This window comes from Pseudomonas sp. o96-267 (assembly GCF_003935465.1).
In the GTDB taxonomy this organism is placed as follows: Bacteria; Pseudomonadota; Gammaproteobacteria; order Pseudomonadales; family Pseudomonadaceae; genus Aquipseudomonas; species Aquipseudomonas sediminis.
In genome coordinates this window covers 50,370-69,680 of sequence record NZ_RHQP01000010.1, presented here as the reverse complement: position 1 = coordinate 69,680, position 19,311 = coordinate 50,370, and the positions used below count along the sequence as shown (strand labels likewise).

Here is a 19,311-nt window from a genome sequence, read left to right as displayed (position 1 = left end):
CCTGCCATGTAAATGCCACATTTTCCCCTGAACCTTTGCCCTTATTGCCCGGTCGGCTTTAAGTACCGTCGCGCTCCGCGGCGCCAGCAAAGGATGCGTGTTATGCGAGACCGCACCAGCAGGATCGCCGTTTCACCGCCGCACCTCGAACAGCTATGGCAGCGTTACCAGCGGGTGCGCGCCGCCAGCGAGCGGCTTTGTGAGCCGCTGGAGGCTGAAGATTATGTGATCCAGAGCATGGCGGACGTCAGCCCGCCGAAATGGCATCTGGCGCATGTCACCTGGTTCTTCGAGGCTTTCGTACTGCAGCCCTTTCTGCCGGGTCATCGCCCGCTGGATGAGCGCTACGACCATCTGTTCAATTCCTACTACAAGACTCACGGCACGCCCTTCGAGCGCGCGCGGCGCGGGTTGTTGTCGCGGCCGACGGTAAGCGAGGTGTACGCCTATCGCAGCCATGTCGACCTGGCCATGGCGCAGTTGCTGCAGTCAGGTAGTGAACCTGCCAACGAGGTGCTGCAACGGGTCGAGCTGGGGCTGGAGCACGAGCATCAGCATCAGGAGCTGCTGCTGATGGATATCAAGCACATCCTGGCGCAGAACCCGTTGCGACCGGTTTACCGGCATGACCTCAAGCCAGGCGGCGCTGACGCAAGCGAGCTGCGCTGGATTCAGTTCCCCGCCGGGCTGCGGCATGTCGGCCATGCCGGCGATGGCTTTGCCTTCGACTGCGAGCGGCCGCGCCATCGGGTGTTCGTTGAGGCCTTCCAACTGGCCAGCCGGCCGGTGAGCAATGGTGAGTATCTGCAGTTCATCCGTGATGGCGGTTATCGCAGCACGGCGTTGTGGCTGGCGGACGGTTGGGACCATATCCAGCGCGCAGGCTGGCAGGCACCGCTGTACTGGTTGCGCGAGGGCGACGACTGGCTGGAGCTGACTCTGGGCGGGCCGCGCGAGCTGGATCTGCATGCGCCGGTCTGCCACCTGAGCTACTTCGAGGCCGAGGCTTTCGCCACCTGGGCGCAGGCGCGTTTGCCGCGCGAAGAGGAATGGGAGGTGGCCGCGCAGGACGAACCGCTGTGGGGCAATTTCGTCGAGAACGATCACCTGCAGCCGGTGGCTGCGGGCGCGGGCGATGGCCTGCAGCAGCTCTATGGCGATGTCTGGGAATGGACGGCCAGTGCCTATCGGCCCTACCCCGGCTTTCGCCCGCTGGGCGGCAGTCTGGGTGAGTACAACGGCAAGTTCATGTCCGGGCAGATGGTGTTGCGTGGCGGCAGCTGCGCCACGCCTGAAGACCACGTGCGCCCCACCTATCGCAACTTCTTCTACCCCACCATGCGCTGGCAGTTCTCCGGCCTGCGCCTGGCCAAGGAGCTCTGAGCATGGCATTGGCAATCCGTACCCACGAACAATCCCTGAGCCCGGAACAGGAAAGCCTGCGCGAAGAAGCGCTGCGCGGCTTCGCGGCCAGCCCGAAGACGATGTCACCGAAGTTCTTTTACGATCATCGCGGCTCGCAGCTGTTCGAGCTGATCTGCCAGCAACCGGAGTACTACCCGACGCGCACCGAGGAAACCATCCTGCGCCTGGCGGCCAACGATATCGCCGAGCTGGCCGGGCGCAACGCCAGCCTGGTGGAGCTGGGCAGCGGTGCTAGCCGCAAGATTCGCCTGCTGCTCGAAGCCCTGCGCCCGACGCGTTATCTGGGCATCGATATTTCCCGCGAGTTTCTGGATATCTGCACCCGCCGTCTGGCCGCCGACTATCGCTGGCTCGACGTGCACGCCCTGTGCGCTGACTTCAGCCAGCCGCTGAAATTGCCCGCTGAGGCGCTGGGGCAACGCCCGCTGGCGTTCTTCCCTGGCTCCAGCATCGGCAATTTCGATCCGGATGAAGCCCGCGCCTTTTTGCGCAACCTGCATCAGGCATTGCCGGCTGGCAGTGGCTTGCTGATCGGCGTGGATCTGGTCAAGGACCGCCAGGTGCTGGAGCGCGCCTACAACGACCAGGCCGGGGTGACTGCACTGTTCAACCTCAACCTGCTCGAGCGCATCCGCAACGAGCTGCACAGCGATATCGACCCGCGCCGCTTCCAGCACCGGGCCTTCTACAACGAAGCCGAGTCACGCATCGAGATGCATCTGGTCAGCCGCCAGGCGCAGCGAGTGCGCATCGAGGATCGCGTGTTCGACTTCGCCGCCGGGGAAACCCTGCATACGGAGAATTCCTACAAGTACACGCCGAGTGGCTTTCGTGAGTTGGCGGGGGAATGCGGGTTCGCCTCGGTGGCCATGTGGCGCGACCCGGCGCAGTTGTTCAGCGTGCATTTTTTGCGGCGGGAGTGAGGGGATTCGGGGCGGTGAAAGAATTGGCAAGATTGTGGCACCACCTTCTCCCTCTCCCCCACCCCCTCTCCCATAAATGGGAGAGGGGAGCCGATCACCAGGCCTTAACGTCCGCAGCATTTCGCATCACGGATGTGCTCCTGCGAATCAACTGAGGCAAGTCGCTCGGCTTAGCCCTCAACGTTTGGCGATGATGTACACGGCGTGCACGATGCCGGGGATGTAGCCAAGCAGGGTGAGCAGGATGTTCAGCCAGAAGGCGCCGCCAAAACCGACCTGGAGAAACACGCCCAGCGGCGGCAGCAGGATGGCGATGAGGATACGAATAAGGTCCATGCGGTACTCCTTTACATTCCATAACTGGGTACATGAATAGACTCTGAGCAGCGCCTGGCAGTTCAGTCGCGGCGAGCAAGTCAGCGGCAATACTGAGAACCAGACGCTGGCGTCGCCAGGGATATGACTTTAGTCTGGCGCCAAGATGGAAGCGCCCCACATGCCTGAACAATCACAACAAGAACGCATCATCGTCGCCGACGACCACCCGGTTTTCCGCGACGGCCTGTGTCGTATCGCCCAGCGCGTCTTCCCTATGGCGTGCATTCTCGAAGCCGGTGACATGGATGAAGTGCTGAGCCTGGCGCAAGCCAGCACGGCGCCAAGCCTGTTCATGCTCGACCTGCTGTTCCCCGGTCAATCACCGCAGGCTATCAGTGCGTTGCGCCAGACCTTTGCGCGTAGCTCGATCGTGATCGTGTCGATGGTCGACAACCGCGAGTTGATCGATGAAGTGATGAACGCAGGGGCGGACGGCTTCATCGGCAAGGCGACACCGCCGGATGAAATCGCCGATGCGTTACTGGCCGTGCGCGCCGGCGAGTTCGTCCTGACCTTAGGCCCGTCCGGCGTGCCGGCCTTCGCCGAGGACCGTCATCTGCTGGAGCAGCTGACGCCGCGTCAGCAGGAGGTCTTGCTGCTGGTGGTGCGCGGCCTGTCGAACAAGGAAATCGCCCGCGAGCTGGCGATCTCGCCCTTTACCGTACGCATCCACGTGTCCTCGCTGCTGCGCACGCTGGATGTCAGCACCCGCGCAGCGGCCGCCGCCAAGGGTGCCAAAGCCGGGCTGGTGTGAACATCAGGCGGCCTTGAGCTTGAGTTTCAAGGCCACCAACAGCGACCGCAGCTCGGCGGGCTGTACCGGTTTCGACAGGATCGGGATATCGCTGTCACCCACCTGCTCCTGCACGCGGCGCACATCGTGCCCGGTCATGATGATCGCAGGCACCTTACGCCCACTGCTGCGCCGCACGTGCTGGATGCAGTCGGCGCCCGAAGCCTCGGTGCCGAGGTCGAAATCCGTCACCACCAGATCGAAATGCGCAGAGGCGTCGGGCAGCGTGCTGAAGGTGGCAACTTCGCAGCCCCATTTCTGCAGCAAGGTGGCGGTGGCCAGCAGCACGTTCTGGTCATCCTCGATCAGGCACACACGCAAGCCATCGAGCATGCGCGGCGCCTGCAGGGTGCTGCGTTTGGCGGAGGACGGCTCGCTCGGCGCCTCAACGCGTTGCAGGCCGTCGATGACCGCCCGCGTACCGCGCTTCTCCACGGAGCGAATGCTGACGCGCATGTCCATCAGCGTGCCCAGGCGTCTGACGATGGCCAGGCCCAGGCCCATTCCCTCGACGTCGCTGTCGCGCTGCTGACGCACGCGGTAGAACTCCTCGAAGACGCTGTCGAGATGGCCGGCGGCGATGCCGCGCCCCTTGTCGTAGACCTCGATGGCGACGCCCGGGCCACGACGCCGGCAGGCGATCAACAGCGGTTTGCCCGGCGCATATTTCAGGGCATTGGACAGCAGGTTCTGCAGCATGGTGGTGAGCAGCACCGGGTCAGCACGCACATACAGCGGCGGGCAGCGCAGGCGCATCTCGACGCCGGCCCAGCGCGCCGCTTCGGCATTCTGCTGGATGAGCTGCTGCAGCAGGCTGCGTAGCTCCAGCGACTCCAGTTGCGGCACCACCTTGCCGCTATCGAGCGAGTACATATCGAGAATGGTGCGGAACAGGCGTGCGACGCTGTGCAGCGATTTGTCGATGTTCTCCACCAGGCGCCGCTGCTCGGTGCCCAGGCTGCTGTCGCGCAGGCAGGCGGTGAACAGGCTGATGGAATGAATGGGTTGTCGCAGGTCGTGGCTAGCCTGGGCGAGAAACTGCGATTTGGCGCGGTTGGCGGCCTGCTCGGCCTCGGCCGCCTGGCGCGAGCGTTTGAGCAGGACATGCATATAGGTCGGCGCCATCAGGGTGGTGAGCAGCAGCGTGACGATCAGGTAGGGCTGGGACTGCCAGTACGTCGACAGGCTGGCGACCAGCGTCAGCGACAGCAACGCCATCAGGGTGGCCAGCAGCAAGTAGCCCGAACCGTAGCGCAAACCATAGCCGATGGTGATCCACAGCAGAATCGCGTAGACCGGCAGCATGGCCGTGCCGCCGCATGTCAGGACCACCGTGATACCGGCATAGTCGGTGAGCATGGTGATCAGCCGACGCCCACGATAGTTGCCAGGACGCCGCCTGATGTCGAACCAGATCAGCGTGGCGACAACGCTGAAGACGCACTCCAGAACGAAGATCTTCCATACCAGCGCCGGGTTGATCAGCGAGAAATAGTAGAGGATCACGATGTAGCAGGCCGCGACCGACATGAAGATCAGCCGCACCCCGGCCTGGGCGCGTTCGGTGTCGTAAGCGGTGGTAGCGGTCCCGGACATGACGTTTCCCTGCTGATTACAGCTCATGTTGTGCTGCCGGCACCTTAGGCCGGAGCCTGCAGCCGGCGCAAGGAACTGGTTGGCAGGCACAGCGACACTAGTACACCCGCACTATTTCGCACGGTCCCACCCCTTCCTAAAATCCGGGCAACGCCTCGGCACTGGGTCGAGGACCGGTCATTGAAGGGAATGTCTGATGAACATCAAAGGAACCCTGGGAGCCCTCATGAGCGCTGCCGTGCTGGCCTCGCTGAGCGGATGCCTGGCGCAGAACACGCAAACCCAGGGGCTGCAGAACACTCAGCTGGCTAACGATCCATGCGCGCCGAGCGCCACCAGCAACCTGATCGCCACCGGACGCAGCCTGTTGGATATGGCCAATACCGTGCTGGAAACTCAGCAGAGCTTCAATGGCAACTCGGCGACCTATGCGAAACGCATGGAAGTGGCGGAGAACGCGCAGAAGGTCAACCAGGGCAACAACGTGCTGAACAACATTGAAAACCTGGCCGGTGCCGGCCAGCAGCCCTGCGCGCCAGCCGCACCGGCCAGCGCAGCACGCTAGCTGGCACTCACAGCCGAACGTCGAATTTGTCCAGTAGCAGCTCGGTCGGTATGTCGCTGCTGACCAGTTGATTGCGGCCGCGCTGCTTGCCGCTGTACAGGCGGCGGTCAGCGGCACGGTAAAGCTCGGCGGCGCTGCGACCGTCTCTGGGCCAGGTGGCCAGACCAAAGGTGGCGGACAGCGTGATCTGCTCGCCGTCGTATTCCAGCGGCTGTTCGGCAATCTGCTTGCGCAACTTATCCACCAGCGGGTCAGCGCCGGTGTTGTCGGTGTGACTGAGCAGCAGGCCGAACTCTTCCCCACCCAGGCGACCGAGGAAGTCGGTCACGCGCAGACGCTGCTGGAGTATCTGGCAGATGTGTTGCAGCGCCATATCACCCGCCTCGTGTCCCCATTGGTCGTTGACCTGCTTGAAGTGGTCGACATCGAGCAGCACCAGAACCAGATGCCCGCTACTGCGTTCAGCCTCCTGAATGCTGCGTTGCAGCGCGTGCTGAAAGCTGCCGCGGCTGGCCACGCCGGTCAGCGAATCGGTCTGCGCCAGGCGCTCCAGCTCCTCGTAGGCCTGCATGCGCAAGCCGTCGTAGATGTGCACGAACACCAGGATCAGCACGCCGCACAGGGCGGCGTTGCCCAGGTCGATCAGGCCGCGGGTGTCCAGGGTCAGGTGATTGTCGGCGAAGTACAGCAAAAGCCCGGCGAGCATGAACGGCGCGGTGAGCAGGAAGGCGCGCTGCTTGCCCAGCAGCAGGTAAGCCAGCAGCGGGATCATGTACAGCCAGACGAATGCCGCTGATGAGGCATCCGGCATGACGATGATGTAGAGGATGAAGCAGAAGGTCGGGATCAGGTACAGGTAGATCCACAGGTACAGATGGCGGGCGCGTTCGATGCGCCAGGCGCCGAACAGCAGCAAGGCGGTGCACAGCACTTCGAGGATGGCGAAGGGATAGTTGCCGGCCAGGGCCTGCAGCACGGCAAAGCCGCCCAGGGTCAGGCCGGTGGCGAGCAGGATGGTGCGCATCAGCGCACGCTTGCCTGATTCGCGCAGCCCTTCGCAGTGCCCCGCGCCTACGTCCCTGTGATCGTTATAGTTGCCGTCGCCCATTTTATTGCCCAGCGCCGCCGCCCTCAGCGGTACGCAGCCCCCCGCTGCGCACCATCAGGCAACTATAGACGGCCTTGCCTGTTTTACACCGCATAACCCAGCACACGCGGCAGCCACAGGGCGATTTCCGGGAAGATCGCCACCAACAGCAGGGCACTGGACATCACCACGACGAACAGCGCGGCCCAGCCGACGGTTTGTTCCAGGCGTATCTTGGCGACCTCGGCCGTGACCATCAGGTTGATCGCCACCGGTGGGGTGAACTGGCCGATGGCGATGTTCATCGCCAGCAGGATGCCGAACCACACCGGGTTCCAGCCGAAGTGCTGCATGACCGGAATCAGGATCGGCATCAGGATCAGGTAGATGGAGATGGCGTCGAGCAGCATGCCGGCCAGCAGCACCGCGAGCATCACCAGCGCCAGCAACACCCAGCCGTTATCCGACAGCGAGATCAGCCATTCGGCCATATGACGGAAGGTGCCGAGCATGGTGCCGGCCCAGGCGAAGATGCCGGCCAGGGCGATGATCAGCATGACCACGCCGGAAATCACCCCCGCCTCACCGCACAGGCGCCAGAGGCTGCGCCAGTCCAGCTCGCGGGTGACGAACAGGCCGACCAGCACGCCATAGGCCACGCCGACCACAGCGGCTTCCGTGGGAGTGAACAGGCCGCTGCGCAGGCCGCCGAGGATCAGTATCGGAGCGAACAGCGCCGGCAGCGCCTGCTTGAAGCTCTCACCCAGCGGCGGGCGCTCGCCCTGCTCCGGGGACTCCCAACCATAGCGGCGCGACAGCAGCCAGGCCGGTAGCAACAGCACCAGGCCGGCGAGAATGCCGGGGAACAGGCCGGCGGCAAACAACGCGCGCAGGTCCACGCCCGGCACCACGATGGAGTAGAGAATCAGCGCGATGGACGGCGGAATCAGGATCGCCGTCGAAGCCGAAGCGGCGATCAGCGTGGCGGAGAACGGCTTGGGGTAGCCCGCCTTGGTCATGCTCGGCAGCATCACCATGGCCACGGCAGCGGCATCGGCCGGGCCGGAGCCGCTCATGCCGCCCATGATCAGGCAGACCAGCACCGCGACCATGGCCAGGCCACCGTGACGCGGCCCGATCAGCGCCTGGGCGAAGCGCACCAATCTGAGTGCTACGCCGGCTTTCTCGAACACCAGACCGGTGAGGATAAACAGCGGGATGGCGATCAGCGGGTACTTGGCGACGCCGTTGTAGGTGTTGGTGCCGAGGGTCGCGAGCATGTCCGGCGACAGGCCGGCGATGATGCCTATGGCGCCGGACAGGCCGAGGGCGAAGGCCACCGGCACACCGAGCGCGAGCAGCACGATGAAGCTGAAGATCAGCCAGAGATCAGGGCTCATCGCTGATTCTCCCGCGCAGGCGATCCAGGGTGACCTGGGTCAGGCGTACGAACACCAGCAGCGCCAGAATCGGTAGCCAGATCACGTACCACCAGTTGGGCAGGCCCAAACCTGGCGACTCGGAATCCCACTGGAATTCCTCCCAGGCAAATTGACCGCCGTACCAGCAGACCAGCCCCAGCACCAGCGCACCAGCCAGCCACTGCAGCAGGATCAACGGCGTGCGCAGGCGCGGGAACAGGCGCTCGAGCAGGCCGATACGAATATGTCGGTTGCTGCGCATGGCCACCGAAGCACCGGCGAAGGTGAGGATGACCAGCAGGAACACCGAGATTTCCTCGGTGAAGGCAAAGGAGGCATCGGTGAAATAACGCACCACGACGTTGGCCAGGCTGATCAGGCTGATGATCACCAGGGCCAGGGTGGCGAGCACGCGCTCCAGCGGCGCGTCGACTTGCTTGCTCATAAAAACCTCGAATGACCGACTTGGCGTTGTTCAGCGCAAGTGCCGCTGGCCCTCTCCCCCAGCCCCTCTCCCATAAATGGGAGAGGGGAGCTGATGGGTGTATTGCGACAGACTTGCAGCATCACGCCCCGAAACCCTTGGGCTTCCGGTCAGATAAAACGAATCAGGGCTGGGCCACGGCCTTGCGTGCGGCGTCCATCAGCTTATCGCCGATACGTGGCGCCCATTTTTCATGCACGCTGGTAGTGGCTTCGACGAAGGCGGCACGCTCGGCGTCGCTCAGCTCGATCACTTCCACACCGCGCTCACGTACGTCGACCAGACGCTGCGCCTGGGCGCCGCGCGACAGTTCGATCTCCCACTTGCCAGCGTCGATGGCGGCCTGGCTGAGTAGCTCGCGATCTTCCTCGGGCAGGGATTGCCATACGCGCTGGTTGACGGCGAACACCAGCGGGTCGGCCATGTAGTCCCACAGGGTCAGATACTTCTGGCCGACCTGGTCGACACGCGCCACGTCGAAGACCGACAGCGGGTTCTCCTGACCGTCCACCGCGCCGGTGGTCAGCGCCGGCTTGGCGTCGGCCCAGCTCATTTGCGTGGGGTTGGCGCCGAGGGCGTTGAAGGTGTCCTGGAACAACGGCGAACCGACCACACGAATCTTCAGGCCAGCCATGTCAGCCGGGCTGCGCACCGGCTTGGCCGAGTTGGACAGTTGGCGGAAGCCGTTCTCGCCCCAGGCCAGCGGCACGATGCCGCGCTGCTCGATGGCGGCGAAAGCCAGCTTGCCAGCCTCACCCTGGGTGATGGCGTCGAGGTCGGCGTCGTTCTTCATCAAGAACGGCAGGGAGAACAGGTTGAGTTCCGGCACCTGCGGCGACCAGTTGATGGTCGAGCCCACGGCCATGTCGATCAGGCCGGAGCGCATGGCGGAAAATTCCTTGGTCTGGTCGCCAGCGACCAGTTGCGCATTGGGATATACGCGCAGCGTGATGCGCCCTTCGGAGCGCTCGTTGACCAGATCGGCCCACTTCTGCGCGGCCTGCCCCCAGGGGAAGGCGTCCGAAAGTACGGTGGAAACGGAGTATTCACGCGAGTGCGCGGTGGCGCACAGGGCGGTCAGCGCAGCGCCAGCGGCGAGCGCGGAGAAGAGTCGCTTGAGTTTCATCGGGGCGTCCTTGTATGGATCTTGGTCATTGTCGTTGTGGCACCGGCAAAGCGGTGCGGATCCAGCGGCGAGCGGGTGGCTCGCCTGGCGCGCCTGGTCGGCACGCAAAAGGGACACGGCAGGTGTCACGACTGCCGGGCAGGCCTTGTGGGCGATCGGCAGGTGCCGGCGGGTTACGCGCAGCCGCCCAACTATTCCAGAAGCGCGCGGCGAATGCCATTGTCTGATGACTGTTGACGTTGCCCGGCCTGACCGGCGCTGCCCATAATCACCGGCATCTCACTCCGGACACTCGCCCATGGCCATCTCCCGCGACGACCTCGACCAACATGGCCTGATCATCGGCGTGTCGCCCGAACGCTTTCGCGCGGTGGCCATGCCGCTGCTGTTCGATCACCTCGACGCGCAATGCGAGGGCACCATCGCGGTCAATCGCCAGGCGCGTATCGTCTGGATCAACGACAAGTACGCGCAGAAGGGCGGCATCGCCGATGCGCGCACGGCGCTGGGCAAGGAAATCGAGGAGGTGCTGCCGGCCAGCCGCCTGCGCGAGGTGGTGGAAAGCGGCCAACCGAGCATGCTCGATCTGATGGCCTTCGGCAGCGAGCACTTCGTGGTGACCCGCATTCCGCTGCGTGACGAGGACGGCACCCTGGTCGGCGCGCTGGGCTTCGTCCTGTTCGACCGCGCCCGCCATCTCAAGCCGCTGATGGCCAAGTACAACAACCTGCAGACGCAACTGCTCGCCACCCAGCACGAACTGGCCAAGGCACGCCGTGCGCGCTACACCATCGCCGGTTTCATCGGCGCCAGCAGCGCGGCCAGCGAGGTCAAGCGCCAGGCCCGCCGCGCCGCGCAACTCGATGCCACGGTGCTGATCCGTGGCGAAACCGGCACCGGCAAGGAGCTGCTGGCGCAGGGCATTCACAACCTGTCGCCACGCGCCAACGGGCCATTCGTCGCGGTCAACGTCGCGGCGATTCCGGAGACCCTGGTCGAGGCCGAGCTGTTCGGTACGGCGCCCGGCGCCTTTACTGGCGCCGACCGCAAGGCGCGCATCGGCAAGTTCGAAGTGGCCAACGGCGGCACGCTGTTTCTCGATGAAATCGGCGACCTGCCGCTGCCGCTGCAGGCCAAGCTGCTGCGCGTGTTGCAGGAACAGGAGGTGGAGCCGCTCGGCTCTAACCAGGTCAAGCCGCTCAACGTGCGGGTGATCGCGGCGACCCATATCGACCTGGAAGCCAAGGTGGCCGCCGGGCAGTTCCGCGATGATCTCTACTACCGCCTCAACGTGCTGGCCCTGCGCGTGCCGCCACTGCGAGAACGTGCCAGCGACATTCCGGCGCTGATCGAACACCTGCTCGATGACCTGGCCAACCGCTCCGGCCTGGCGCCCATGGAGCTGACGGACGATGCCCTCGCCCTGCTCTGCGCGCAGCCGTGGAAGGGCAACGTGCGCGAACTGCGCAACCTGCTGGAGCGGGCGCAACTGGCGGTCGATGGGCGACTGGATGGCGAGGCCTTGCGCGGTTTGCTGGTCGACCCGGTCACGCCGAGTGCACCGATGCCCGCTACGCCAGTGATGATGAGCACGGCGCAGACGCTGGCCGAACAGCTGGCGCAGGCCGAGCGCCAGGCACTGCAGGCAGCACTGGCGGCCTGCGACGGCAATCGCCAATCGGCCGCCGAACGTCTGGGCATTTCCCGCGCCGGGTTCTACGCCAAACTGGCGCAGCATGGGCTGGGGCGGAGGGGTTGAGCACTGGTCGCTGGTCATGGGAACGGCTGGGCGGCATTCCGCTTCAGCCGCGATTATCACCGGACCGGAAATCGCTTCGCGGCTAAAGCCGCTCCTACAAATGCTGCCGCCGGCCGCGATTGCGTAGCCCGGATGAAATCCGGGGATCAGGCACCGCAAAAAACCCGGATTGCATCCAAGCTACGGTTCGGGCGTAGGGTGGATCACGCTTTATCGATCCACCATTGGCTACACCGCTGAACGCAACGGTGGAAATGAACAGCGATTTCCATCCTACGAAACGCTCCTGCCGTCTAGAAACCTGGACAAGTTACCCACCAAAAAATCCACAAATCTGGATTAATTCCAATTTTATGGACAAACGATTCTCCACCCCAGACTCCACGCCTACCCCCAAACTGGCCTGAAAAGCCCGCCTAGTGAGGCTTCCCGCACTATCGACGAAAGTCTCACCCCTGCCTGGCACGACTCTGGCTCTATATCCGGCAAAGGCGCACTGCCGCATCCGCGCCTTCTCGATAAACGGCCCTGAGCCGGTAGAACAACAACAAAAGGAACCACCCATGGGTACCCTCGGTATTCTGATTTCCCTCGCATTGTTGATGTACCTCGCCTACCGCGGCATCAACGTTCTGATCCTCGCCCCGCTGCTGGCCCTGCTGGCGTTGCTGTTCGCCGGCGACATCGCCCTGCTGCTACCCACCTATACCCAGGTGTTCATGAAGGCCATGGGCGGCTATGTGATTCAGTTCTTCCCGCTGTTCCTGCTGGGCGCGCTGTTCGGCAAGTTAATGGACGACTCGGGATCAGCGCGCGCCATCGCCCATGGCATCGTCGCCAAGGTCGGCAGTGAGCGCGCCATCCTGGCCATCGTGCTGGCCTGCGGCATCCTCACCTACGGCGGCGTATCGCTGTTCGTGGTGGCCTTCGCCGTGTACCCGATCGGCGCCGCGCTGTTCCGCGAAGCGGGCATTCCCAAACGCCTGATCCCCGGTGCCATTGCCCTCGGCTCGTTCACCTTCACCATGACCGCGCTGCCCGGCACGCCGGCTATCCAGAACGCCATCCCCAACCCCTTCTTCGGCACCGACGCCTTCGCCGCGCCGGGCCTGGGGGTGATCGCCGGCCTGATCATGTTCGGCCTTGGCACCTGGTGGCTCACCGCGCAGTCGCGCAAGCTGATGGCCGCAGGCGAAGGCTACGGCGAGCACCGCGATGACCCGGTCGTCGAAGAGCGCCGCGATATTCCCGGCTTCTGGCTGGCGCTGCTGCCGATCTTCGTGGTGATCGCGCTGAACTTCCTGATGGCCAAGCAGATTCTGCCGGCCGTCGACACCAGCTATCTGGCCAAGCCGGAATACGGCGGTCTGCAGGATGCCAAGTCGCTGATCGGTATCTGGTCGATCATCGTCGCCCTGGGCGCCGCCATCGTGCTGCTGATCGCCATGCACTGGAAGCGCTGGATGGATTTGAAGAAGAGCGTCAACGACGGCGCCTTCGGCTCCATGCTGCCGATCCTCAACACCGCCGCCGAGGTGGGTTACGGCACGGTGATCGCCTCCCTGGCCGGCTTCGTCATCATCCGTGACCTGGTGCTGGGCGTATCCAGCAACCCGCTGATCTCCGAAGCGGTGGCAGTGAACATCCTCGCCGGTATCACCGGTTCCGCCTCCGGCGGTATGTCGATCGCCCTGAAGACCCTAGGTGAGCAGTACCTGACCATGGCCACCGCCGCCGGCATCAGCCCCGAGTTGCTGCACCGCGTCGCCGCCATGGCCTCGGGCTGCATGGACACCCTGCCGCACAACGGCGCGGTGATCTCGCTGCTGGCGATCTGCAAACTCACTCACCGTGAGTCGTACAAGTTCATCTTCGTCAACACCGTGGCCTTCCCGCTGGTGGCGCTGGTGGTGGTGATCACCCTGGGCACGCTGTTTGGAAGCTTCTGACGAGCATGGCGCCCTCGGGCGCCATGCTGTCCGTAAGCCGTCTGGTTCAATCGCTTTCGAGTACCCGCAATGAGCAAGATCATGACCGCCGCCGAAGCCGTGGCGCGCATTCCGGACAACGCCAACCTGGCCACCGGCGGCTTCGTCGGCATCGGTTTCGCCGAGCAGATCGCCATCGCCCTGGAACAGCGTTTCGTGGCTGAACAGGCACCGCGCGACCTGACCCTGGTGTATGCCGCCGGCCAAGGCGACGGCAAGGGTCGCGGCCTCAACCATCTGGCCCATGAAGGCCTGGTGCGCCGGGTGATCGGTGGCCACTGGGGCCTGGTGCCGGGGTTGCAGAAGCTGGCGGTGGACAACCGCATCGAGGCCTACAACCTGCCGCAGGGAGTGATCTCCCAGCTGTTTCGCGATATCGCCGCCGGCAAGCCGGGGCAGTTGTCGCGCGTCGGTCTGGGCACTTACGTCGACCCGCGTCATGGCGGCGGCAAGCTCAATGCGCGTACCACTGCCGATCTGGTGCGGCTGATGCCCATCGATGGTGAAGACTACTTGTTTTACCCGACCTTCCCGATCAACGTCGGCATCGTTCGCGCTACCAGCGCCGACCCTGACGGCAACCTCAGTTTCGAGCGCGAGGCGCTGACCATCGAGAGCCTGGCCATCGCCATGGCCGCGCGCAACAGCGGCGGGCTGGTGATCGCCCAGGTCGAGCGCGTGGTCGAGCGCGGCTCGCTCAATCCACGGCAGGTGAAGATTCCCGGCATCCTGGTGGACTGTGTGGTGGTGGCCGAACCGGCTAATCATCAGCAGACCTTCGCCACCGCCTACAACCCCGCCTTCGCCGCCGAGACCCGCGTACCGGTGGACAGCCTAACGCCGATGCCGCTGGACGTGCGCAAGCTGATCGCCCGCCGCGCAGCGCTGGAGCTGAAAGCGGACGCAGTGGTGAATCTCGGCATCGGCATGCCCGAGGGTGTGGCGGCGGTGGCCGCCGAAGAAGGTGTGATCGAGCGCCTGACCCTGACCGCCGAGCCCGGCGTGATCGGCGGCGTACCGGCCTCGGGCCTGGACTTCGGTGCGGCGAGCAACCACAGCGCCCTGCTCGATCAGCCTTATCAGTTCGACTTCTACGACGGCGGCGGCCTGGACATCGCCTTCCTCGGCCTGGCCCAGGCCGACGCGGCGGGCAACCTCAACGTGTCCAAGTTCGGCAGTCGTCTGGCCGGGGCTGGCGGTTTCATCAACATCAGCCAGAACGCCAAGCAAGTGGTGTTCGTCGGCACCTTCAGCGCCGGCAAGCAGGACATCCGTATCGAAGACGGCCAGTTGCGCATCATCGAGGATGGCGACGTGCGCAAATTCGTCGCCGAGGTAGAACACCGCACCTTCGCCGGGCGCCTCGCCGCCGAGCGCGGCCAGCCGGTGCTCTATGTCACCGAACGCTGCGTGCTGCGCCTGACTACCGAAGGGCTGGAACTGATCGAAGTGGCGCCGGGCGTGGATATCGAGCGCGACATCCTCGCGCGCATGGACTTCGCCCCCATCGTGCGTGAACCGAAGCTGATGGATGCACGGCTATTCCGCCCCGAACCCATCGGCCTGGCGCAATGCCTGGACTAGCGCCAGGCCACTCTTTGAGCGTGAACTTACGGGCCTGAACAGGCCCGTTTTTTTGCCTGGAACTTAGCGCGAATCGTAGGGTGGACCGCGCTTCACCGATCCACCATGGGTAGCCAACGCGAATACCCCAGGTGGAAATAAACCGCGACTTCCACCCTACGTCTTTTCCCCCAGCTTATGCCGCGCGGCGTACAGGCAGATCATCTCCATCGCCAGGGTGGCGCCGGCCAGCGCGGTGACCTCGGCGTTGTCGTAGGGCGGCGCCACTTCCACCACGTCCATGCCGACCAGATTGATGCCGCGCAGCCCGCGCAGGATTTCCAGCGCCTGATGGCTGGAAAGGCCGCCACACACCGGTGTGCCGGTGCCGGGGGCGAAAGCCGGGTCGAGGCAGTCGATGTCGAAGGTCAGGTACACCGGATGCTCGCCCACCCTCGCACGAATGCGCTCGGCGATCTGCTCCGGCGTGCTGCGATGCACCTCGCGCGCATCGAGCACCTGAAAGCCCATCACATCATCATTGGTGGTGCGCAGGCCGACCTGCACCGAGCGCGCCGGATCGACCAGCCCTTCGCGCGCGGCGTGATAGAACATGGTGCCGTGGTCGATGCGTTTGCCCTCCTCGTCCGGCCAGGTGTCGCTGTGCGCGTCGAAGTGGATCAGCGCCAGGGTGCCGTGTTTTTTCGCATGGGCCTTGAGCAGCGGATAGCTGATGAAGTGGTCGCCGCCCAGGGTCAGCAGCGCGCTGCCAGCTTCAAGAATGCGCGTGGCATGCGCCTCGATCACCTCCGGGGTGTCCTGCGGCGTGCCGTGGTCGAACAGGCAATCGCCGTAGTCGACGCAGGCGAGTACATCGAAGGGGTCGAACTCCCAGGGAAAATGCCGCGCCCAGGCTGACTGGATCGAGGCAGCGCGGATCGCCCGCGGGCCGACGCGGCTGCCGGGCCGGTTGGTGGTGGCGGTGTCGAACGGCACACCGCTGATGGCCAGATCCACGCCGGTCAGATCACGGCTGTAGCGCCGACGCATAAAGCTGGTGATGCCAGCGTAGGTCGGTTCGGCAGCAGTGCCGTAGAGGCTGGCGCGGGTGATGGCCTGGTCGTTGTCGAAGGCTTGATCCATGGTCGAATACTCGTTTCGGTGATGTTCGCGAGCAGAGCTCGCTCCTACAGGGCCAGTTCAGTACTGGGTGCGGAAAGCGGCCCACAGGCGCGTGCGCTGACGCTGCTCGCGCAGGCTCAGTACCTGCTCGGCGAACAGGCGCGCGCGCACGGCTTCGGGCGGGTAGATGTCCGGGTCGCCGCTAACCGCCTCGTCCAGCAGCGGCGTGGCGGCGTGGTTGGCGTTAGCGAAGAACAGTTCGTTGGTCAGCTCGGCGATGGCCTCGGGTTGCAGCATGAAGTCGATGAACGCGCGAGCGTTCTGCGGATGCGGCGCGTCGGCGGGAATGGCCATGGTGTCGAACCAGATCAGCGTGCCTTCACGCGGAATGCGGTAGAGCACCTCGAAGGGTTGCCCGGCCTCGGCAGCACGCGCAGCGGCCATGCCGGCGTCGCCAGTGTAGGTCAGCGCCAGGCAGGTCTCGCCCTTGGCCAGATCGTCGATCTGCCGGGCATTGCCGATGTAGCGCAGGTTCGGTTGAAGCGCCGCGAGCAAGGCGCTGGCCGCCTCCAGATCGGCGCCTTTGGCGCTGTAGGGCGGCTTGCTCAGGTAATTGAGGGCGATGGCGATCACCTCCTGCGGCGAGTCGAGCACGGAGATACCACAGTCCTTGAGCTTGCTGGCGTACTCGGGCCTGAACAGCAGGTCGAGGCTGTCCAGAGCCACGCCGGGTAGACGCTGCTCGACAGCTTGCTTGTTGATCGCCAGGCCCACCGTGCCCCAGGTGTAGGGCACGCCATACTGGTTACCGGGGTCGACGCTGGCCAGCTTGGCCAGCAGTTCGGGGTCGAGGTTGCCGGCGTTTTGCAACGCCCCCACCGGCTGCAGCGCCTTGGCCTGGATGGCCCGCGACAGGCCGCTGGAAGCGGGAAAGACCACGTCATAGCCGCTGCCGCCGGTCATCAACTTGCTCTCCAGCACATCGGTGCTGTCGAAGGTGTCGTATTTGACCCGGATGCCAGTCTCGGCCTGGAAGCGCGCGAGCGCCTGCGGCGCCACGTAGTCGGCCCAGTTGTACAGGTTGAGCTGTTTCGGCTCCGCCATCAGGGGCGTGGCAACGGCCAGGAGTAACAGGCTTGCAGCGAGACGCATGGTTCTATCCTCGGGCAGATTCGGTGGGCCGTGCCTCTCTGATGGAGGCTAGGTTCTGTACGAAAAGTGCCTGCGCTCGGTGATGCTTCGTTAAAAATGGGTTCGGAATGCTCATTTACAGCTCGTAAACTCCGCTTCCTCACCCATTTTTGCCTCGCCTGACCTTCGCTCGACGACTTTTCGTACAGAACCAGGCATGTCGGCATCCTGCGCCCGGCGTTGCTTCGGATAAATACGAAGTGTTCTACTCCAACATTGACAGCTATCAATGTATGGAGCCCGCATGCTCAGCCAACTGCGCGACCTCGACCTGCAACTGCTGCGGCTGTTCGTCACCGTGGTGGAGAGCGTCGGCTTCAGCGCCGCGCAAGGCGAGCTAGGCATCGGCCAGTCGACCATCAGCACGCAGATGGCCAAGCTGGAAACCCGCCTGGGCTTTCGCCTGTGCGAACGCGGCAAGGCCGGCTTTCGCCTGACGCCCAAGGGCGAGCAGGTGCTGGCCGCCACGCGCAAGCTGTTCGCCGCCATCGAGACCTTCAAGGGCGAGGCCCAAGGCATGGCCGACAAGCTACTCGGCGAACTGCGCATCGGCCTGTCCGAAGCGTTGTCGGACGAGGTGCTGCAGCGCATCGGCGAGGCCATCGGGCGTTTTCGCCAGCGCAACCAGGCGGTACAGATCGAGCTGGTCAGCGCCATGCCCGCCGAGCTGGAACGGCGCCTGCTGCAGGACCAGCTACAACTGGCCATCGGCTATTTTTCCGGCAGCCAGACGGCGCTGGACTATCAGCCGCTGTTCGACGAGCGCCAGCGCCTGTACTGCGGCCGCCAGCATCCGCTGTTCGACCGGCAAACGCCGAGCGCCGCTGACCTGCAGGCCTGCGACCGCGTGGTGCATCCCTATCGTTTCATCGCTGCCGACGAACCCTGGCAAGGCGGCAGCAGCAGCGCGCGCTGCGAACAGGTCGAAGGCAGCCTGGCGTTCATCCTCTCCGGTGCTCACCTGGGCTATCTGCCCGAGCACACCGCCCTGCCCTGGGTAGAGCGCGGCGGCTTGCGCGCGCTGCCCGGCAAGTGGGATTTCACCGTGCAGTTTCGTCTGGCCAGCCATCGCGGCCATCCCGCCAGCGAGGCGCAGAAGGCCTTCGCCGACGATCTGCTGGACGCGTTCGGCGAGTGACGAGGCGCGTGCCCTGCACCTGCTGAAACATCCGGGGTCTATAGTGGTTGTTCCTTCCTCACCACAGCTTCTGGAGTACACATGAGCAAGACCTACAACGTCGCCGTGCTGGTCGGTAGCCTGCGCAAAGCCTCCATCAATCGCAAACTGGCGCTGGCGCTGGCCGATCTGGCGCCGGCCTCGCTGAATCTGGAAATCCTCGAGATCGGCGACCTGCCGCTGTACAACGAAGACGCCGACGGCGATACCGCTCCGGCCTCCTATGCGCCGTTTCGCAGCAAGCTCAAGGCTGCCGACGCGGTGCTGTTCATCACCCCCGAATACAACCGCTCGATCCCCGGCGCGATGAAGAACGCCATCGATGTCGGCTCGCGCCCATACGGCCAGAGCGGCTTCAGCGGCAAGCCTGGCGCCGTACTCAGCGCCTCGCCAGGTGCCATCGGCGGCTTCGGCGCCAACCACCACCTGCGCCAGTGCCTGGTATTTCTCGACGTGCACGTGCTGCAGCAACCGGAAGCCTACCTCGGCGGAGCTGGCAACTTCTTCGACGAGAACGGCGCGCTCAGCGACGGCATCAAGCCCTTCCTGCAGAAGTTCATAGACGCCTACGCGGCGTGGGTGGCCAAGCAAGCCTGACGCCCTGCGCCGCCCCGGGCGGGGGGGGGGGGACGGGGGCGCGATGGCCGGGTGGGGGGGCGGGATGCCGCAGGGGGCAAGAACGGACCGGGGGAAAGATATGTGGGGGAGTAGCC

The 19,311-nt window shown here is 64.6% G+C and carries 17 protein-coding genes; 9 read left to right on the top strand and 8 right to left on the bottom strand.

Annotated elements, in window-relative coordinates:
- The first annotated feature begins 102 nt into the window (after positions 1-102).
- Positions 103-1,383 (top strand): ergothioneine biosynthesis protein EgtB, encoded by a 1,281-nt coding sequence (egtB, locus tag EGJ86_RS09090; RefSeq protein WP_125834862.1) that lies wholly within the window; start codon positions 103-105, stop codon positions 1,381-1,383.
- Between the two features lie 2 nt (positions 1,384-1,385).
- Positions 1,386-2,348: an L-histidine N(alpha)-methyltransferase gene (gene egtD / locus EGJ86_RS09085; protein WP_125834861.1), complete on the top strand. Its 963-nt coding sequence runs from the start codon at positions 1,386-1,388 to the stop codon at positions 2,346-2,348.
- 177 nt (positions 2,349-2,525) lie between these two features.
- Here the strand turns inward: egtD and EGJ86_RS09080 are convergent, their stop codons facing one another.
- Positions 2,526-2,684: a YqaE/Pmp3 family membrane protein gene (locus EGJ86_RS09080; RefSeq protein ID WP_003084988.1), complete on the bottom strand. Its 159-nt coding sequence runs from the start codon at positions 2,682-2,684 to the stop codon at positions 2,526-2,528.
- 160 nt (positions 2,685-2,844) lie between these two features.
- Between EGJ86_RS09080 and EGJ86_RS09075 the strand changes: the two genes are divergently transcribed.
- On the top strand, positions 2,845-3,480 hold the full coding sequence (locus tag EGJ86_RS09075) for a response regulator transcription factor (protein WP_125834860.1): 636 nt from the start codon (positions 2,845-2,847) through the stop codon (positions 3,478-3,480).
- 3 nt (positions 3,481-3,483) lie between these two features.
- On the opposite strand, the gene EGJ86_RS09070 is transcribed toward EGJ86_RS09075, so the two are convergent.
- Positions 3,484-5,115, bottom strand: a complete 1,632-nt coding sequence (locus tag EGJ86_RS09070) for a hybrid sensor histidine kinase/response regulator (RefSeq protein ID WP_125834859.1) — start codon at positions 5,113-5,115, stop codon at positions 3,484-3,486.
- A gap of 196 nt (positions 5,116-5,311) precedes the next feature.
- Between EGJ86_RS09070 and EGJ86_RS09065 the strand changes: the two genes are divergently transcribed.
- The gene (locus tag EGJ86_RS09065) at positions 5,312-5,680 is read left to right on the top strand and encodes a hypothetical protein (protein WP_106733238.1); all 369 of its coding nucleotides are present in this window, start codon (positions 5,312-5,314) and stop codon (positions 5,678-5,680) included.
- Between the two features lie 7 nt (positions 5,681-5,687).
- Here EGJ86_RS09065 and EGJ86_RS09060 read toward each other — a convergent pair whose 3' ends face one another.
- The 4 genes from EGJ86_RS09060 to EGJ86_RS09045 all read right to left on the bottom strand — a co-directional run bounded on the left by EGJ86_RS09060 (position 5,688) and on the right by EGJ86_RS09045 (position 9,798).
- Positions 5,688-6,788 (bottom strand): GGDEF domain-containing protein, encoded by a 1,101-nt coding sequence (locus tag EGJ86_RS09060; protein ID WP_125834858.1) that lies wholly within the window; start codon positions 6,786-6,788, stop codon positions 5,688-5,690.
- 83 nt (positions 6,789-6,871) lie between these two features.
- Positions 6,872-8,167 carry a TRAP transporter large permease gene (locus EGJ86_RS09055; RefSeq protein WP_125834857.1) on the bottom strand — a complete coding sequence of 432 codons (1,296 nt, stop codon included), beginning with the start codon at positions 8,165-8,167 and terminating at the stop codon, positions 6,872-6,874.
- Positions 8,157-8,633 (bottom strand): TRAP transporter small permease, encoded by a 477-nt coding sequence (locus tag EGJ86_RS09050; protein WP_106733241.1) that lies wholly within the window; start codon positions 8,631-8,633, stop codon positions 8,157-8,159. Before EGJ86_RS09050 ends, EGJ86_RS09055 begins: the two co-directional genes overlap by 11 nt.
- A gap of 163 nt (positions 8,634-8,796) precedes the next feature.
- The gene (locus EGJ86_RS09045; protein WP_125834856.1) at positions 8,797-9,798 is read right to left on the bottom strand and encodes a DctP family TRAP transporter solute-binding subunit; all 1,002 of its coding nucleotides are present in this window, start codon (positions 9,796-9,798) and stop codon (positions 8,797-8,799) included.
- A 298-nt stretch (positions 9,799-10,096) separates the two neighbouring features.
- On the opposite strand from EGJ86_RS09045, the gene EGJ86_RS09040 reads away from it, so the two are divergent.
- The 3 genes from EGJ86_RS09040 (at position 10,097) to EGJ86_RS09030 (ending at position 15,129) form a co-directional block, all read left to right on the top strand.
- On the top strand, positions 10,097-11,557 hold the full coding sequence (locus tag EGJ86_RS09040; RefSeq protein ID WP_125834855.1) for a sigma-54-dependent Fis family transcriptional regulator: 1,461 nt from the start codon (positions 10,097-10,099) through the stop codon (positions 11,555-11,557).
- A 563-nt stretch (positions 11,558-12,120) separates the two neighbouring features.
- Positions 12,121-13,506: a GntP family permease gene (locus tag EGJ86_RS09035; RefSeq protein ID WP_125834854.1), complete on the top strand. Its 1,386-nt coding sequence runs from the start codon at positions 12,121-12,123 to the stop codon at positions 13,504-13,506.
- A 69-nt stretch (positions 13,507-13,575) separates the two neighbouring features.
- Positions 13,576-15,129, top strand: a complete 1,554-nt coding sequence (locus EGJ86_RS09030) for an acyl CoA:acetate/3-ketoacid CoA transferase (RefSeq protein ID WP_125834853.1) — start codon at positions 13,576-13,578, stop codon at positions 15,127-15,129.
- 156 nt (positions 15,130-15,285) lie between these two features.
- On the opposite strand, the gene speB is transcribed toward EGJ86_RS09030, so the two are convergent.
- Positions 15,286-16,251 carry an agmatinase gene (gene speB / locus EGJ86_RS09025; protein ID WP_125834852.1) on the bottom strand — a complete coding sequence of 322 codons (966 nt, stop codon included), beginning with the start codon at positions 16,249-16,251 and terminating at the stop codon, positions 15,286-15,288.
- A 57-nt stretch (positions 16,252-16,308) separates the two neighbouring features.
- A complete protein-coding gene (locus EGJ86_RS09020) occupies positions 16,309-17,382 on the bottom strand; it encodes an extracellular solute-binding protein (protein WP_125834851.1) in 1,074 nt (357 codons plus the stop codon).
- Positions 17,383-17,665: 283 nt separating this feature from the next.
- Between EGJ86_RS09020 and EGJ86_RS09015 the strand changes: the two genes are divergently transcribed.
- The gene (locus EGJ86_RS09015) at positions 17,666-18,559 is read left to right on the top strand and encodes a LysR family transcriptional regulator (RefSeq protein WP_125834850.1); all 894 of its coding nucleotides are present in this window, start codon (positions 17,666-17,668) and stop codon (positions 18,557-18,559) included.
- A gap of 81 nt (positions 18,560-18,640) precedes the next feature.
- Positions 18,641-19,195: an NADPH-dependent FMN reductase gene (locus tag EGJ86_RS09010; RefSeq protein ID WP_125834849.1), complete on the top strand. Its 555-nt coding sequence runs from the start codon at positions 18,641-18,643 to the stop codon at positions 19,193-19,195.
- The last annotated feature ends 116 nt before the right edge of the window (positions 19,196-19,311 follow it).

What these genes read in the sequence shown, in the direction of transcription:
- EGJ86_RS09080 (WP_003084988.1), bottom strand. Translation starts at nt 2,684, where the DNA reads ATGGACCTTATTCGTATCCTCATCGCCATCCTGCTGCCGCCGCTGGGC.
- EGJ86_RS09035 (WP_125834854.1), top strand. Translation starts at nt 12,121, where the DNA reads ATGGGTACCCTCGGTATTCTGATTTCCCTCGCATTGTTGATGTACCTC.
- speB (WP_125834852.1), bottom strand. Translation starts at nt 16,251, where the DNA reads ATGGATCAAGCCTTCGACAACGACCAGGCCATCACCCGCGCCAGCCTC.
- EGJ86_RS09075 (WP_125834860.1), top strand. Translation starts at nt 2,845, where the DNA reads ATGCCTGAACAATCACAACAAGAACGCATCATCGTCGCCGACGACCAC.
- EGJ86_RS09015 (WP_125834850.1), top strand. Translation starts at nt 17,666, where the DNA reads ATGCTCAGCCAACTGCGCGACCTCGACCTGCAACTGCTGCGGCTGTTC.
- egtD (WP_125834861.1), top strand. Translation starts at nt 1,386, where the DNA reads ATGGCATTGGCAATCCGTACCCACGAACAATCCCTGAGCCCGGAACAG.
- EGJ86_RS09055 (WP_125834857.1), bottom strand. Translation starts at nt 8,167, where the DNA reads ATGAGCCCTGATCTCTGGCTGATCTTCAGCTTCATCGTGCTGCTCGCG.
- EGJ86_RS09065 (WP_106733238.1), top strand. Translation starts at nt 5,312, where the DNA reads ATGAACATCAAAGGAACCCTGGGAGCCCTCATGAGCGCTGCCGTGCTG.
- EGJ86_RS09020 (WP_125834851.1), bottom strand. Translation starts at nt 17,382, where the DNA reads ATGCGTCTCGCTGCAAGCCTGTTACTCCTGGCCGTTGCCACGCCCCTG.
- EGJ86_RS09030 (WP_125834853.1), top strand. Translation starts at nt 13,576, where the DNA reads ATGAGCAAGATCATGACCGCCGCCGAAGCCGTGGCGCGCATTCCGGAC.
- EGJ86_RS09010 (WP_125834849.1), top strand. Translation starts at nt 18,641, where the DNA reads ATGAGCAAGACCTACAACGTCGCCGTGCTGGTCGGTAGCCTGCGCAAA.
- EGJ86_RS09045 (WP_125834856.1), bottom strand. Translation starts at nt 9,798, where the DNA reads ATGAAACTCAAGCGACTCTTCTCCGCGCTCGCCGCTGGCGCTGCGCTG.
- EGJ86_RS09060 (WP_125834858.1), bottom strand. Translation starts at nt 6,788, where the DNA reads ATGGGCGACGGCAACTATAACGATCACAGGGACGTAGGCGCGGGGCAC.
- EGJ86_RS09040 (WP_125834855.1), top strand. Translation starts at nt 10,097, where the DNA reads ATGGCCATCTCCCGCGACGACCTCGACCAACATGGCCTGATCATCGGC.
- egtB (WP_125834862.1), top strand. Translation starts at nt 103, where the DNA reads ATGCGAGACCGCACCAGCAGGATCGCCGTTTCACCGCCGCACCTCGAA.
- EGJ86_RS09050 (WP_106733241.1), bottom strand. Translation starts at nt 8,633, where the DNA reads ATGAGCAAGCAAGTCGACGCGCCGCTGGAGCGCGTGCTCGCCACCCTG.
- EGJ86_RS09070 (WP_125834859.1), bottom strand. Translation starts at nt 5,115, where the DNA reads ATGTCCGGGACCGCTACCACCGCTTACGACACCGAACGCGCCCAGGCC.